Genomic DNA, 14,307 nt, shown 5'->3' with positions numbered 1-14,307 from the left:
GGTCAACGTGATCGGCGCATCCTGATCCTGACTACCTTGCGCTGCCTACAAGAAATGAATTCCACCCGGAACGCGTTTGGCTTTTCGTCGTCTTTGCGAAGCAAGAAGGAAGGCGTGTCCCAGAAATCTTCAATGCTGAGCCCCCCTTTTTTCATGGCCTTCTTTGTGAGCGCCAAGTCGAGGCGGGCACGGGTGCGATGGTTTTGGAAAGTGAATATGTATTGGTCTGCCGCGTCTTGCAGATCGTCGAGGTCGTAAATGTCCAGCGTTTTTCCGCTGCGATCCTTTATGACTATTGGGCCACGCACGACAGGCGGGGACTTCAGGGTTTGACTACCATTATCGGCGCAAGGGTGCTTCGGCCAAGGCCAACCAAGATCATCAAAGAAAACCCGGCCGCCGTAACGGCTCTGGTAGTAAAACACCTTTTCCCCGCATACCGGACAATAGGCATTGGGGTTCACATAGGATTCAACGGTCCGGAAAAGAGCGTTAGACGGGGAGCTAGAAGATGTGGCAGCGCACCAGCCACCGTTTAGGTGGATTGGTTTCAGCACGCCATCAACGTGCCGAAAAACGATCGGCTCACCACAGGTCCAACAAGTTGCCAAAGCTAACCCAGAAATTCATCGCAATTTTCAAACGTTAATCTCGACATTCGATGGATGTCTACATTGTCGTCGACAAGGTAGCTGGCAGAGGTCAGTGAAAGCTCGCCTGAAAGGACGTCGCGGTCAGCGAGACATGCGCGTCCAGCGGCGGGTGCAGCTCGAACGCCTTCGGCTCGCGGGCGAAGTTCCACAGGCGGAACAGGGACCATTCCGAGCGCCGCTCCTCGGCCACGGCCAGCTCGTTGCGGCTGATATGAAAAGGCGTACGCTCCCAGCCATTCGTCGTCTTCACCTCAATCAGGCGCGGACGGCCATCCGGCGCGAAGCTGGCGATATCGTAGCCGGCACCATCGCCATCCTCCTCCGACACCCACCGGACCTTGCGCGCAAGATCGTCGCGGCCCGCTGATTTCAGGGAGGCTCGTTCGTGCGCCAGGACGCGCTCCTCACCGGCACGGCCAAGGCCGCGGTTTCGCTCGTCTCTCGCCGCGACATCGAATTTGCGGGCGATGTGCAGCATCTGCTCCAGCTCCTGCGGGGGCGGCTGGTTCGACAACGTGGGCGGCGGCCCGATCCAGATCGGCCGCGCCTCCGCGAGGCCGGTCGTCACTCTGGTACCTGAATGGCGGCCGAGCCATGCCGGGTTCAGCGCCAGCCAACGCGCCACGGCATCCACCAGCGTCATCTGGAAATTGAAGGCGGGCTTATAGCCCGGGATCCAGTCCTCACCCAGCCCCTTCAGCACGGCGCTGATGTTCTGGTGCTTGAACTCGACCGATCCCTCGGACCGATCATTCAACAGCGGCAGAAGCCCGCGCCGGTGCTCGACCTTGTTGTAGGGGCGACCACAGACGTCGTCGGCCAGCATCGCGAAGTAATCCGCGACGATCAGGTCGTTCTCTTGATCTGTCCAGGCCCCGTTTGACATCGAGCCAGGCTAAGGGCGGAAACTGCGTTTGTCATCAGAGACTTCGCGCAAGACTCCCAAGAAATACCAACCACCACGCCGCCCGTGTCGCGCCTCCGTCCGCTTTGAAACAAGCCGGAACCAGCGAAACACGGGCGCAACGCGATCCCGCCAGTTCCTTGAAATGCATGGAGGTTTTGAAAGCGTCTCGCCGAAAGCGAAGGGCGGGTGGAAAGAGACGGTGGGCGTTCAGAGACCGATCTCGCGCGGTTGGCCAGTCTCCGAAGGGCGGGTGGTCCTTGCAAACCCCTTTGGCACATAAAGAAAAAGGCCCCGCGAGGGACCTGTTTTCGGGTTTGCAATGTGCAAGTGGCGGGGCATGCGGGATAGCGATGAGAACTATGTCTACGCTATAGCCCTCTAACTAGACTTATGCGATCCAGATTGGCGAAACTTCCGTCACCATCAGGCTGCCGCCGCTTCCTCGACAGCCTCAATGAACTGGGCAAGACCGTTTGCGCGAAGGCAGGCGCGAGCGGTAGACGCATACGCTGCCCTAGGGCCAGCCGCCGCACTCAACTTCCCAATCAAGCGCTCAACTCGTTGATGATCTTGGAGTGTGCACGCTTCATATGTATCGGGACAGGCTAGGCGATACTCCTCGATCAAATCTGAGATCTCCCGCCATTTCTTTTTTCTAGCGGACACGAGGCGGGGGCTATCAAGATAGAGAAAATGAACTGTCGTTTCGACGCGCCTCTTTACAATCGCGTTGGTCGGGTCGACCGGGATGGGTAGGCCCTCCTCGTCGAAGGTCATCAGCTTTGGATCAGTCTTGCTAGCAGGATCTAGCAACAGAACCGTCTCGTTTGCCGTACTTCTCTGATCCCAAGTTGCTCTAATCGACCCAGCCGACAGTGGGAAATAATCCCACTTTCCTCTAGTGGTGCCATGACCATCAGTATGCGGAGAATTGGGATAGCTACCCGCGATCCGATAGTTCTTCCAGTCGAACGCTAGCCACGGGTAACCATCGTGAGCTGTGCGATCTTCATCCAGCGCCCTTAACTTTGGTCTAAAGTGATCGACATGCCAATCTGACACGGCATCCGGCGCCTCGGAGTACCAGCACTTATTATGCGACATCTGAAGAAGAGCATCTTTGACTTCGCCCCATATTGCTCCCTTACTGTCAATGTACGCCTTTCGCTTAGCCGTCGTGTCGAGCTGATCAAGAGCATCTTGCAAAGCAGCAACTTTTGCCAACCAACCCGCCGGAAGCTTTGTTTCATCTTGAAATACGTAGATCATGTACGCTGGCCCTTTGAGGCCATGATCTCAGCCAGGATCCTCTTTGCGACCTGATTACGTTGCGCGATCGTTTCCGGTGACAGTGCTGCACGGCCTTCTTGCTTCAACTCCTCTAGAGCCCGCAAAAACTGTTCATATTCCGGCTCCCGATCTTCCAAAACAAACCCTAATCTTCTAAGCCGTTCGCTCAGTTCCAGCAGCCGATGTTCTTGGGGAGTGGTACGTTGATCCAAGCGAAGAAGCTTGTTCCGCTCATCGAGTTCTTGCTGAGTATCCGGATCCAACGTGGTCGGAAGGCCAAATATCTGAGTCAGAATACTGGTAAAGCCGAGCCCCCGGGGATCAACTTCTGGCGGGGACACAATAACGCCGCCGGACTTGGAACGTGCCATCACTTGGACTTGGGACGCTTTCAGGCTACCAATCGTCAAAGGATCGTGAGTCGTCAGAATAATGTGACTCTCGCCGCGCTGCGCCACATCTTTTACTAGATGAAGATAATCCCATTTCCAATTTGGGTTAAGATGTGTGTCCGGTTCATCGAGTAGAAACAGACTTTCGTCTTGGCTCGTAAAGCGCATAAGTCCAAGAACGCTTAGAAGCTGCTTCTCGCCGTCGCTGATCTCATGAAAGGGAATTTCCCCTAGAACATCCTCCTTATTAACCCAAATGCGCACCTCGCGGATCAAATCGGAGATATCCAAGGTCTCAAGAAGTGCGAAGAATGTCCTCTCGTCCTCGAACGACCGGGCTACGTCGTTGAGCGTTTCTAGGTCTTTCAGAAAGATATATATCTGTTCTTCGTTACTCGGCTTTGCCCTGTAGTCGTCTTGCTCCCGAGCGCGATCAGCTATCGGCGCTAGTGCTTGGGCCCAAAGCTTATCAAGGAGTGTTCGAACCAGACCAGATGAATTCCAAAAAGTTTGATCGCTCGCCTTTGCGCGGGCAACTGACGAACGACTATCAGCCCAACGAGGCTTACGGAGAACAAGGAGGGCACTGTCGAATTCCGTGATGCCCATATGCTTTTTCAAGAATGTTTTCGCCGAGTCGGATCCAAAGGCGAAATAACTCAGCAATGCCAACTGCCCGTATGATGGTCGACAGTAAAATAGCCTACGAAGATCCAGATTTTGGATGTCTGCAGCTGTAGATCTAGGAGAGATTACCCTTTTGTAGTAGCGGAGTTGATGTTTATCAAATAGCAATTCCAAACGCCTGCTCGATCCAGAATAATAGCCGAAGACATTCGCGGGAAGGTAAGTTGACTTCTTCGCCTTAAAAGCAGATCGAGTTTTTGGTTTCCCGTCAACCGTAACAGAAAACGCACTTCCATCGGTCGAGTTATCGATCTCAATCCGGTGCCCGTGGCAGTTATATGCTAAAGCGTATGCGAATGATGTCTGCTCTCCAAGGTCCAAGTCACGAAATATAGTAACCAATGCCTCTATTACGTTCGACTTACCGGTGCCGTTTTCTCCAACGATGACGGTCGATAGCTCGCCTTCATCGAAGTTTATTTCGATGTCAATGAGGTTCTTAAATTGACCAATCTTCAGCCAATCAAGCCGCATCTTGGGCTACCAATTCGTCTTCGGTGCGCCCGATAGCTACGTCTCCCCGCCCCATCTCAGAACGCAACTGCTTATAGAACTCGTCGATCACCATTTCGCTTTTGCGCCAAAGCTCCTTCGCTGAAGCCGCGCCCCCCATGTCCACAAGGGTAAGTTTGAGATAGTCGGGTGCGACGTCTGCTCTCCTTTTCTCAGCCATAAGAGGTCCTCTTTTGGTCATGCGCGTTGTGGTCTCCGGCGCTAAGGCACGCCGATGGCGCGGTGAAGTCTTGGAGTTTTGAGCTTGTTTAATCCGCTCAAGCAGAATGTCCGCAGGCTCGTCGTTCGGTGAGGGTCGCGCGAGTTCGCCACGAAATGCTTTAGCCAGAATAGCCTTTTCAAGATGTTCCAATGCCTCAAGGGCCTCGTTCACCGTCTGTCGCAGAGCGTCGATCAAAGCAAATTCTCGGTCGATGAAGTCTGCAACTCTTTGAAAATCCCGAGCTGGGGGGATTGGGATAGGCAATCTGCGAAGAACTTTGCCGCTTATCTTGGGCATGTTTCCGGCAGTGCCGGTGGCGTGTTCACGGATATAGCGACGCGCGGTAGCGCCGTTGAGGTAGCGCCAAAGATATCGGCGCTGAGCCGGGTCGGTTACCCGCAAACGCATCATGAGATCTGGGTAGATATAGGTCAGTTCTGGGCCGTCAAAAATCGCAGCGGCACCCAGATGCTCAAGGGCATTTGCACGCTGAACCAAAAGATCACCGGGTTTCAACCAATATCGCGAGTCGTCGGTGGGTCGCTCATAAACGCGCTTCACTGCGGCCTCGTCGAGCCTGAGATATCCCGATGTCGTCGCGGTAAGTCGCAGAGCTAGAGGTCCAGCGGCGTCAGGGCCGGTTTTAGGAGACCAGCCGTTCGTAGGGCCTTCGTCCACGAGGTCGATCAATTGCATGTAATCCGGACTTCGTCCGCCGTGGCGGGGGTTTTCCTCGAACGCCCTTCTGAGAACAGCCTCCTTGTATTCATCACTCGCCGCGAGCGCGTCCCGAATGCTGGTCCGAGCTATCAGGGCCTTCTCTTGGGAGGCCTCAATCGCTGCTGCAATTCGACGCTGTTCATTCGTAGGGGGAAGGCTGACCCTCGTCTTCTGAAAAGTACCTTTCGTGACGTGCTTGAGACCAACACCGCCATGAGCTTGGCCGATAAGCTCGTCCAACGTTTCGTTGATTGCATGCTTGAAAAATATAGGGTCGATGAGATTTCGATCGAAGTCCATCCGAAAGATATGCTGATTCAACACGGCGGGACCGCCGTCCCACAAGTGGGCTCCGAACGACGTCCCTGGGGTTCCCGACCATGCAAACAAGAGGTCGCCATTGTTGACAGAGTGCCGGTCTTCAATAGATCCGTCGAAATAATTGAAAGCCGCAGTGGCCTTATTGAGATTCTGAATTCGTACGATGGGTAGCCCCGTCTCGGACCATTCCGACGGCTTGAAGGCGCGCCCATTTATGAGTTCGCAAATGTCGCCGATTGGCACGGTTGCCCAATGTTGTGGTAGCGACGCCATCAAACTTCACTTCCATCAGGAAATAGCTCGTCATTCAGGAGGTCAACCTGCTCAATGGCGACACGGAGTAGCTGTGAGATTCGGGCGGCAAGCTCCTCGGGTTCGGCTGCCGTATCAGGGTTTTCCTGATCGGTGTGTAGCCAAGCGATATCCAAGTTGTCGTCACGGGCGGCTATCTGCTTACGCGTGAAGCGCCGGAACCGCCCTTGTGCGCCGAGATCCTTGCGCGTACTTGTCCCGAGAGGGTCTGGACCAAAACATGCCTCGAACTCTGTGAAATGCGACGGTGCGAGCGGCTGCTTCTTGCTAAATGACGGCATGCCGGCGCGCATGTCGTAAATCCATGTTTCTTCGGTATTCCCGCGAGTTTTTTCTCCCCGCGAAAAGAACAGCACGTTTGTCATTACGCCTTGGGCATAGAAGATCCCGGTTGGAAGACGAACGATCGTGTGCAGGTTGCACTTGTCGAGTATGTCTTGGCGGACTTTTCTCCCGACGCCGTCTTCGAAGAGCACGTTGTCTGGCAAGACAACGGCCGCCCGCCCCCCCGGTTTGAGGGCAAGGTAGATGTGCTGTAGAAATGCGAGTTGCTTGTTAGCAGTGGGAAATGGAATGTCGCTGCGCTGTCGCCGAGCGCCGCCAGCGCGGGCACCAAAGGGTGGGTTAGCTAGAATGACGTCTGGCGCTGTCAATTCCGCAGAGTCGTCGGTCAATGCATCGCCCATAATCAGCCGCAGATCTAGGCCATGTAAAAATGCATTCATCAGGCAAATTCGGTATGTGCCCTTCTCGATCTCCATTCCCTCAAAACGAGGCGCTTGTTGTTTACGGGCATTTGGCTTGGTTTGTTCAAGGACGAAGTTGTTAGCAGATACAAGAAATCCGCCGCTTCCCGCCGCAGGATCTTGAATCAGCTCCCCGCTCTTAGGTTGAACAAGGCGAACAATAGAATCGATAAGCGCTCGGGGAGTGAAATACTGCCCGGCTCCAGATCGTGCATCTTGGGAATTCTTTGCGATCAGACCTTCGTAGATATCGCCCATCATGTCGGTCGAGATTGACCGCCAGTCGAGCTTATCTATCCCGTCAATGACGGCCCGAAGGTTCTCACTATGCGAAAACACAGTGGTCGGAAACGCATAGATTTTTCGGACGCGATCGTCCTCAGCGTGTCCACCGAGAAATGTCAGGACATCTCTATAATGGGTAAGAAGGTCACCCCCGGTGAAGTTCACGATATCATCCCAGCGGTATCCGTCTGGAATGAGTTTTTCAGTATCGTTTTCAGCGGCAATCTTTAGAAATAGAAGGTACGTTAGCTCAGAGATATACTCATGGTAACTAATGCCATCCCCCCTCAGGACGTGACACAAGTTCCAAATCTTCTGAACAATATCGTCGTGCAGCAAATGTGTCGCCCCTGAGGTGTTATCGAATTACTGCCGAGGATGCAGGTCTTCCGCGCCGCGCCGGGGCGGGGTTTCCTACACCACGATCATCTGCGCGGTCGCCAAGGCTCTGAAGCCGGAGCAGCGGGCGGGCCGGCAACTTCACAGTGAGTTCGAGCTTTCCACCAATCGCTTCGACGTAGCTTCGCAGCGTCGACAAATGCATGTCGGCCTGGCTCTCGATCTTCGAAACCGAAGGTTGTTTGATGTTGAGCGCAGTCGCAATGTCAGCCTGAGCCTTCCCAGCGATCTGGCGTAATTCCCGAAGGCCTTCGACTTCCTGCTTCAATTCCTGGTTCCACGCTTCAGCTGTGCTCTCCGTCACATATAGCCTCCAAGCTATATTGGGTCAATTGGAACAAGTAGAACAGGACAGATGCGTGCGAGGATGCTGCGGGAGTTTCACTCAGCGCGATGCGTATTCGCACATCCAAACGATCTAACTCAATCGAAAACTATAATGATCAGGATGGCGCGACTGCCGCCATTCGATCCCCGTATCCTGATCCGATCCATATGCCCGGCCTTCGCTTCGCTCTGGCCGGGCCGATTGCTTGGGGGCGCTGCCCCCTGGCGCGGCACAAGGGCGGCCGGGCGGTATCCCCAGCCTTCCGCGCGGATACATGCTGCGCATCTTCGTCATGACGTCGATCCGCTTGTGCAGGCCGGGTGATCCCCCTCCGCCCGTCCGCCCTTGCACCTTGCACCCCCCGGTCTCGCCGACGGGCAGGGTTGCAGCGCAGCGCTGCGCTCCAACCCAAGCCCATGAAAGGAAAGACCATGACGACGAAGACACAGACCCCAACCGTTCCCGAACATGGCGAAACGGTTTTCATCCCGCTCAACAAGCTCAAGAAGCACCCGCAGAACGCCCGGAAGACCCCGCACGGCGAGGCGTCCATCGAGGCGAAGGCGGCGAGCATCGCCGCCAAGGGCATCCTGCAAAATCTGGTAGTGGAGCCGGAACTTGACGCGGAAGGCGAGCCGACCGGCTGCTATCTGGTGAGCGTCGGAGAAGGCCGCAGGCTGGCGCAGTTGCTGCGCGCCAAGCGCAAGGAGATCAAGCGGACCGAGCCGGTCCGCTGCGTCATCGACACGGCGAACGATCCCGCCGAGATCAGCCTTGACGAGAACGTGACCCGCGAAGACCTGCACCCCGCCGACCAGTTCGAGCGCTTCCGCGAGCTTGCCGAAACGCGCGGATGGGGCGCTGAGGAAATCGCCGCCCGCTTCGGCGTCACCGCGCACGTGGTGAAACAGCGGCTTCGGCTCGGCGCGGTTAGCCCGAAGCTGATGCAGATTTACCGTGATGGTGATCTGACCTTGGATCAGTTGATGGCCTTCGCCATCACCGAGGACCATGCCCGGCAGGAACAGGTTTACGAAAACCTGTCCTACAACCGCGAGCCGTGGATTATCCGCCGCGACCTGACCGCCAGCAACGTAGCGGCAACCGACCGGCGCGCAATCCTTGTCGGGATGGAAGCCTATACGGAGGCAGGCGGCACCATCATCCGCGATTTGTTCACGGAGGATCGCGGTGGCTTCTATGAAGATGCCGCGTTGCTCGACCGGCTGGCCCTCGACAAGCTGGAAGGCATCGCGGCGCAGGTGCAGGAGGCCGAGGGATGGAAATGGGTTTCGGCCCATATCGACTGGCCCCATGCCCATGGCCTGCGCCGCACCTATCCGCAGCCGGTGGAGCTTTCGGAGGCAGACGAAACCGCCTACGACGCCGCGCAAGAGAAACTTGAACGCCTCTCGGCGGAATGGGAGGACGCGGACGTGGACCTGCCGCCGGAAGTGGATCAGCGCTTTGCGGAGCTTGAAGCCGAGATCGAGCGCATCGACGCCAAGCGTTATGCCTATGAGGCCGACGAGATCGCGCGCGGTGGCGTGTTCGTGGTTCTGAACCATGACGGGGAAGCCCGGATCGAGCGCGGGTTCATCCGCCCCGAGGACGAAGCCCCGGAGCCGGAGGACCCCGAAACGGAGGACGGCAGCACCGTTATCGACGGGGTGCGCGTCAATGCCGATGGCGAAGTCATGGACGGCGATGGTCTTCCAGCTTCCGGCCATGAGCCGGAGGACGAGGACGCGGAAGAAGACGGCAAGCCGCTGTCGGACTCGCTCATCCGCGACCTGACCGCGCATCGCACCCTTGCCCTGCGTCTCGCCCTTGGCGAGCAGCCGGACATGGCCCTGATCGCCGTCACCCATGCGCTTGCCGCGCAGACCTTCTATCGTGGCGGCGGGGACGCCCATTGCCTCGAAATCCGCCCGACGAGCGGCTATCTCGCCAGTCACGCGGACGGGATCGAGGACACGGCGGCGGCGAAGGCGTTGGAAGATCGCCATGCCGGATGGGCGGCGGACATGCCGCGCGACGTGGCGGAGCTTTGGGGCTTCATCGCCGGACTGGATCATGCCAGCGTCATGGCCCTGTTCGCCCATTGCGCTTCGCTGACCGTCAATGCCGTCAAGCAGCCGTGGGAGGCCCACAAGCGCCATGCCCTTGCCACCGCCGACAAGCTGGCGACGGCGGTGGCGCTCGACATGACGGCGCACTGGACGCCCACGGTTCGCGCCTATCTAGGGCGCGTCATCAAGGCGCAAATCCTCGCCGCCGTGCGCGATGCCCTTGGCGGTGCAGATCGCGGACAGGAAGAAGCCGGACATGGCGGAAGCCGCCGAGCAGCTTCTCGCCGGAACCGGCTGGCTGCCGCCCGTGCTACGCACCGAACGGCCCGCATGGCTGGCCGAAGAGCAGCCGGAAGCTTTCGCCATGGCTGAGGACATGCCGGGAGCCGAGAACACCGACGCCAAGGAGGACGAGGCTTTCCCCGTCGCGGCGGAATGAATGGCGGGCCGGGATCGCGCGAGCGGTCCCGGTCTTCCACCGAAAAAATCGCGGCCGCGCGGTTTCCCCGCGCGGCCGGATGACCTCGACGGATCGGAGCGATAACGGCACCATAAATATGTGCAGCGACAGTGTTGACGACTGCACGAAAGGCGGTGCCGCAAAGTCAAAGGAACAAGATCATGGTCGCCGTCATGTTCATGGGTGTTGCGTTGATCGCGCTTCTCTGCGTCCTCGCCTATACGCTCGCCATCTACGCACTGCCCTTTTTCGTCGGGCTGGCCGCCGCGCAATTCGCCTATCAGACCGGCTCGGGGCTGGTCGGCGCGGGGCTGGTCGGGCTGTTCTCGGCTGGCGTCGCCTTCGGCGTCCTGGCCGTGTTGTTCGAGACGATCCGCACACCCGTCATCCGCCTGATCGTGGCGCTTGTCTTCGCTGCGCCCGCCGCCGTCGCGGGCTATGCACTGGTCCATGGGATCACCAAGGAGGCGGTGCCGTCCGAAATCTGGCGGCAAATCTTCTGCATCGCCGGGGGCGGATGCGTCGGCATCGCGGCATGGATGCGGTTGGCGGTGGGCGTCGGCCAACCCGCCAGATAGACGGTCGCACCTTGCCAAATGATAGCATGACCCCTATATTGCCATCACAGATATCACTTGGCCGGAGACGCCATCAGATGCCCGCCGTCACCATTCGCAACCTCTCCGACGAGACCCATCGCGCCCTCAAGTTGCGCGCGGCCCATCACGGCCGCAGCACCGAGGCCGAAATGCGCGACATTCTGGAATCGGCGGTGCGTCCCGCCGAGCGCCTGCGCCTCGGCTCCGCCCTGTCGGCGTTGAGCCGCAAGGCCGGGCTGACCAATGCCGATTTTGAGGCGTTGGAACAGGCCCGCGACAAGACGCCCGCCACGCCGATGAGCTTTGAATGATCGTTCTGGATACGAATGTCGTCTCCGAGGCGATGAAGCCGGAACCGGACCCCGCCGTGCGCGACTGGCTGGACGAGCAGGCTGCCGAAACCCTTTACATCTCCAGCGTCACCGTCGCGGAACTCCTGTTCGGCATCGGCGCGCTGCCGAATGGACGGCGCAAGCAGAAGCTCGCTGCCACGCTCGACGGGCTGCTGCCCCTGTTCGAGGGCAGAATCCTCGCCTTCGATACCGACGCCGCCCGCCACTATGCCGACCTTGCCGTTGCGGCCCGCAAGGCGGGCAAGGGCTTTCCCACGCCGGACGGCTATATCGCCGCCATCGCAACCGCCCACGGTTTCACGATTGCGACCCGTGATGCCAGCGCCTTCGACGCGGCAGGCATTCCGGTCATCGACCCTTGGATGGCACAGCACTGAACGTCAGGATGCTTCGCGCTTTGAAAGGTATTGGGGGACGATGGCGTTGCCCTTCGGGCCGGGCTTTTGGCTGCGCCGGAACCACGCCCATGGCGCGTTTCCGCCATTCGGCTTCAATCCCTAACGCAAGCGGGCGGCGGCAGCCATTTCGCGGCAGGCCCACGCGGATAAACGGGAGCAATCCGGGGCGTCGATCCCGGTTACCACGGCAGGCGCATGAGATTGGGCTTTCCGTCCCCTTCAACTGGCGAGCAGATCGGTGCCGGGAGCCCCGGACCCGTCTGCTTGGCCGAGGCATGGCGCAACGCCCCGCAAGCGATCCGGCCACACCGAACATGGCAGCACCCGTGAGGGTCGGACGAGACCACACCCGCAGGTCCCCGCTGACGACAGGGCGAACTTACCGTGTTGGTCGGATCAAGGAGAACCGCAGCCAATGAACCCGCGCAGAGTCCCCGATCCCGACGCGGCGCAGGACGGCCACCATTGCCGTATTCCACACGATTTCCTGTTATGGGCGCTCCATCCGCGTCCTCGATCTGGCAAGGTCTGACCGCAGACCGGCTTCGCCTCGCTCGTCTTCCCGCAACACCCGTCGCCAGCTTTTTTCCGCCGCCTTCGGCTTTGCATCGCGAAGCAAAAATGCCGTCGCCGGCCGCCTTCCACGTTGTTTCAGCCCTGAAGGGTGCGGGGCCGATCGTCCCCGGTCTCACGACCGCCATCGAGGTCGCAATGGTGCGGCCCGACAGGAAAAGGAATACGACAATGGCAACCATCGGCACCTTCACCCAGAACGAGGACGGCGCGGGCTTCAGCGGCGCGGTCAAGACCCTGACCCTCAACGTCAAAGCCGTTAAACTCGTCCCGACCGAGGGCGACAGCGAGCGCGGCCCCGACTTCCGCATCTTCGCAGGCGCCACCGAGTTCGGCGCAGCCTGGAAGAAGATCGCCCGCGAGACGCAGCGCGAATACCTCTCCGTCAAGCTGGACGATCCGAGCTTCCCCGCACCGATCTACGCCAGCCTGGTCGAAGCCGAGGACGGGAGGTCCCACAACCTCATCTGGTCCCGCCGCAACGGCGACTGAGACCCAAGCCCGAGATCGCCCCGCTCATCTGAGCGGGGCTTCTTTTTGCTCATGGCCGCCGCCTCTCAAGGAACAAGGAGATCGGGACACACGGCTTTCCGCTTTTCAGGCTTTGCGTATCCCGATCAGATCTTTTCCCCCGGCCGTCGCTTCGCTTTGACCGGGCCGGTTGCTTGGGGGCGCTGCCCCCTGGCGCGGCACAAGGGCGGCCGGGCGGTATCCCCAGCCTTCCGCGCGGATACATGCTGCGCATCTTCGTCATGACGTCGATCCGCTTGTGCAGGCCGGGTGATCCCCCTCCGCCCGTCCGCCCTTGCACCTTGCACCCCCCGGTCTCGCCGACGGGCAGGGTTGCAGCGCAGCGCTGCGCTCCAACCCAAGCCTATGAAAGGAAAGACCATGAACACCATGACCCTGAACCATCACCAGCAGCCCGTTTCCAAGGGCTTCCATGTGGACATTTCGCGCGGCGAGACTATCGGCCGGGTTTCGTCCGAGTGGTTTTCGCGCCCGGATGATGAACGCTATTTGTCGCTGACCGAGCTTTATGACGCCGTGAAGGGGCGAGCGGATCGCGCCAAGGCCCGCACCGTGGAAAGCCGCGCCGTGCGCGTGGAAGCCAGCCGCGACGATGCGGAACGGCTGTCGCTTATCGTCCCCGGACAGGAGCAGCCTATCACCCCGACGCATTGGAGTTTCGGCCAGCTTTGCAGCCTTGTCGGCGCACCGGCCCGCTACCTGCGCGACCTTCCCGCGCCGCTGGCGGGCATCAATCTGCAACATGGCCTTGTCAGCCATCGCGTCGAATTGGTGAAGACGCTGGAAACCGAGGACGGGCGCGTTGAGCTTCGCGCCGTCACCGGTCCGGATTATGGCCGCATCTGGGATCACGAGCTTGTCGCCGCCGTCATGAAGATCGCGGGCAATGGCGTCGGCGATACCATGTGGAAGGTGCCGGGCGTTCTGGATTGGGCGACCATGACGCACAATCCATTCGTGGACGTGACCAAGGACACGACCACGCTTTACGCCAGTGACCGCGACGTGTTCCTGTTTCTGGTGGACGATACGCACCCCATTGAAGCCGGACGCCTGCCGAACGGCGACCCCGACCTTTATTTTCGGGGGTTCTATTGCTGGAACAGCGAAGTCGGATCGAAGACCCTCGGCATCGCTTCCTTCTATCTCCGGGCGGTCTGCATGAACCGCAACCTTTGGGGCGTGGAAGGGTTCGAGGAAATCAGCATCCGGCACAGCAAGTTCGCCGCGCAGCGTTTCGCCCATGAAGCTGCCCCGGCACTGACCAGCTTCGCCAACTCCAGCCCCGCGCCCTTCGTGGCAGGGATCAGGGCAGCGCGGGAGCGGATCGTTGCCCGCACCGATGACGACCGCGAAACCTTCCTGCGCAAGCGTGGGTTCAGCAAGGCGGAGACCGGCAAGATCATCGAAACCGTGTTGCAGGAGGAAGGCCGCCCGCCGGAAAGCATCTTCGATTTCGTGCAGGGCATGACGGCCCATGCCCGCAGCAAGGCCCATCAGGACAGCCGCCTTGAACTGGAGGCGAAGGCCAAGACCTTGCTAGAGAAGGCCGCCTAATCAGCAGAG

The 14,307-nt window shown here is 59.2% G+C and carries 13 protein-coding genes; 6 read left to right on the top strand and 7 right to left on the bottom strand.

Translation table 11 applies throughout. The features are described 5' to 3' along the window. Positions 1-2: 2 nt before the first annotated feature. From P73_RS09115 to P73_RS24870, 7 genes are all read right to left on the bottom strand, one after another. Complete coding sequence (locus P73_RS09115; RefSeq protein ID WP_139267204.1) at positions 3-425, bottom strand: hypothetical protein; 423 nt, start codon at positions 423-425, stop codon at positions 3-5. A 277-nt stretch (positions 426-702) separates the two neighbouring features. After that, a complete protein-coding gene (locus P73_RS09110; protein ID WP_043869377.1) occupies positions 703-1,539 on the bottom strand; it encodes a protein NO VEIN domain-containing protein in 837 nt (278 codons plus the stop codon). Positions 1,540-1,983: 444 nt separating this feature from the next. Then, on the bottom strand, positions 1,984-2,829 hold the full coding sequence (locus tag P73_RS25535; protein WP_139267205.1) for an HNH endonuclease family protein: 846 nt from the start codon (positions 2,827-2,829) through the stop codon (positions 1,984-1,986). After that, positions 2,826-4,403, bottom strand: a complete 1,578-nt coding sequence (locus P73_RS09100) for an AAA family ATPase (protein WP_043869375.1) — start codon at positions 4,401-4,403, stop codon at positions 2,826-2,828. Before P73_RS09100 ends, P73_RS25535 begins: the two co-directional genes overlap by 4 nt. Next, entirely contained in the window at positions 4,393-5,958 is a 1,566-nt protein-coding gene (locus tag P73_RS24325; RefSeq protein ID WP_052453130.1) for a restriction endonuclease subunit S, read from the bottom strand. Before P73_RS24325 ends, P73_RS09100 begins: the two co-directional genes overlap by 11 nt. After that, complete coding sequence (locus tag P73_RS09090) at positions 5,958-7,367, bottom strand: class I SAM-dependent DNA methyltransferase (RefSeq protein ID WP_043869374.1); 1,410 nt, start codon at positions 7,365-7,367, stop codon at positions 5,958-5,960. The genes P73_RS24325 and P73_RS09090 overlap by 1 nt, the downstream gene beginning before the upstream one ends. Positions 7,368-7,386: 19 nt before the next feature. Beyond that, positions 7,387-7,731: an XRE family transcriptional regulator gene (locus P73_RS24870; protein WP_074743397.1), complete on the bottom strand. Its 345-nt coding sequence runs from the start codon at positions 7,729-7,731 to the stop codon at positions 7,387-7,389. A 455-nt stretch (positions 7,732-8,186) separates the two neighbouring features. On the opposite strand from P73_RS24870, the gene P73_RS09085 reads away from it, so the two are divergent. From P73_RS09085 to P73_RS09060, 6 genes are all read left to right on the top strand, one after another. Next, entirely contained in the window at positions 8,187-10,199 is a 2,013-nt protein-coding gene (locus tag P73_RS09085; RefSeq protein WP_202966944.1) for a ParB/RepB/Spo0J family partition protein, read from the top strand. A gap of 249 nt (positions 10,200-10,448) precedes the next feature. Next, entirely contained in the window at positions 10,449-10,865 is a 417-nt protein-coding gene (locus P73_RS09080; RefSeq protein WP_043869373.1) for a hypothetical protein, read from the top strand. A gap of 77 nt (positions 10,866-10,942) precedes the next feature. Further along, complete coding sequence (locus P73_RS09075; RefSeq protein ID WP_043869372.1) at positions 10,943-11,197, top strand: FitA-like ribbon-helix-helix domain-containing protein; 255 nt, start codon at positions 10,943-10,945, stop codon at positions 11,195-11,197. Next, positions 11,194-11,616 carry a type II toxin-antitoxin system VapC family toxin gene (locus P73_RS09070; RefSeq protein ID WP_043869371.1) on the top strand — a complete coding sequence of 141 codons (423 nt, stop codon included), beginning with the start codon at positions 11,194-11,196 and terminating at the stop codon, positions 11,614-11,616. The genes P73_RS09075 and P73_RS09070 overlap by 4 nt, the downstream gene beginning before the upstream one ends. A gap of 765 nt (positions 11,617-12,381) precedes the next feature. Further along, positions 12,382-12,702 carry a DUF736 domain-containing protein gene (locus tag P73_RS09065; RefSeq protein WP_043869370.1) on the top strand — a complete coding sequence of 107 codons (321 nt, stop codon included), beginning with the start codon at positions 12,382-12,384 and terminating at the stop codon, positions 12,700-12,702. A gap of 399 nt (positions 12,703-13,101) precedes the next feature. Beyond that, a complete protein-coding gene (locus P73_RS09060; RefSeq protein ID WP_043869369.1) occupies positions 13,102-14,298 on the top strand; it encodes a hypothetical protein in 1,197 nt (398 codons plus the stop codon). Positions 14,299-14,307: the final 9 nt, after the last annotated feature.

The organism is Celeribacter indicus (assembly GCF_000819565.1).
Taxonomy (GTDB): Bacteria; Pseudomonadota; Alphaproteobacteria; order Rhodobacterales; family Rhodobacteraceae; genus Celeribacter; species Celeribacter indicus.
Note: the sequence above shows the minus strand (reverse complement) of the source record. Positions and strands in the feature narration are given on the sequence as shown.

Excerpts from the sequence above, each read along its gene's own strand:
- P73_RS25535 (WP_139267205.1), bottom strand. The coding sequence starts at position 2,829 with ATGATCTACGTATTTCAAGATGAAACAAAGCTTCCGGCGGGTTGGTTG.
- P73_RS09085 (WP_202966944.1), top strand. The coding sequence starts at position 8,187 with ATGACGACGAAGACACAGACCCCAACCGTTCCCGAACATGGCGAAACG.
- P73_RS09060 (WP_043869369.1), top strand. The coding sequence starts at position 13,102 with ATGAACACCATGACCCTGAACCATCACCAGCAGCCCGTTTCCAAGGGC.
- P73_RS09075 (WP_043869372.1), top strand. The coding sequence starts at position 10,943 with ATGCCCGCCGTCACCATTCGCAACCTCTCCGACGAGACCCATCGCGCC.
- P73_RS09110 (WP_043869377.1), bottom strand. The coding sequence starts at position 1,539 with ATGTCAAACGGGGCCTGGACAGATCAAGAGAACGACCTGATCGTCGCG.
- P73_RS09065 (WP_043869370.1), top strand. The coding sequence starts at position 12,382 with ATGGCAACCATCGGCACCTTCACCCAGAACGAGGACGGCGCGGGCTTC.
- P73_RS09080 (WP_043869373.1), top strand. The coding sequence starts at position 10,449 with ATGGTCGCCGTCATGTTCATGGGTGTTGCGTTGATCGCGCTTCTCTGC.
- P73_RS24325 (WP_052453130.1), bottom strand. The coding sequence starts at position 5,958 with ATGGCGTCGCTACCACAACATTGGGCAACCGTGCCAATCGGCGACATT.
- P73_RS09100 (WP_043869375.1), bottom strand. The coding sequence starts at position 4,403 with ATGCGGCTTGATTGGCTGAAGATTGGTCAATTTAAGAACCTCATTGAC.
- P73_RS09070 (WP_043869371.1), top strand. The coding sequence starts at position 11,194 with ATGATCGTTCTGGATACGAATGTCGTCTCCGAGGCGATGAAGCCGGAA.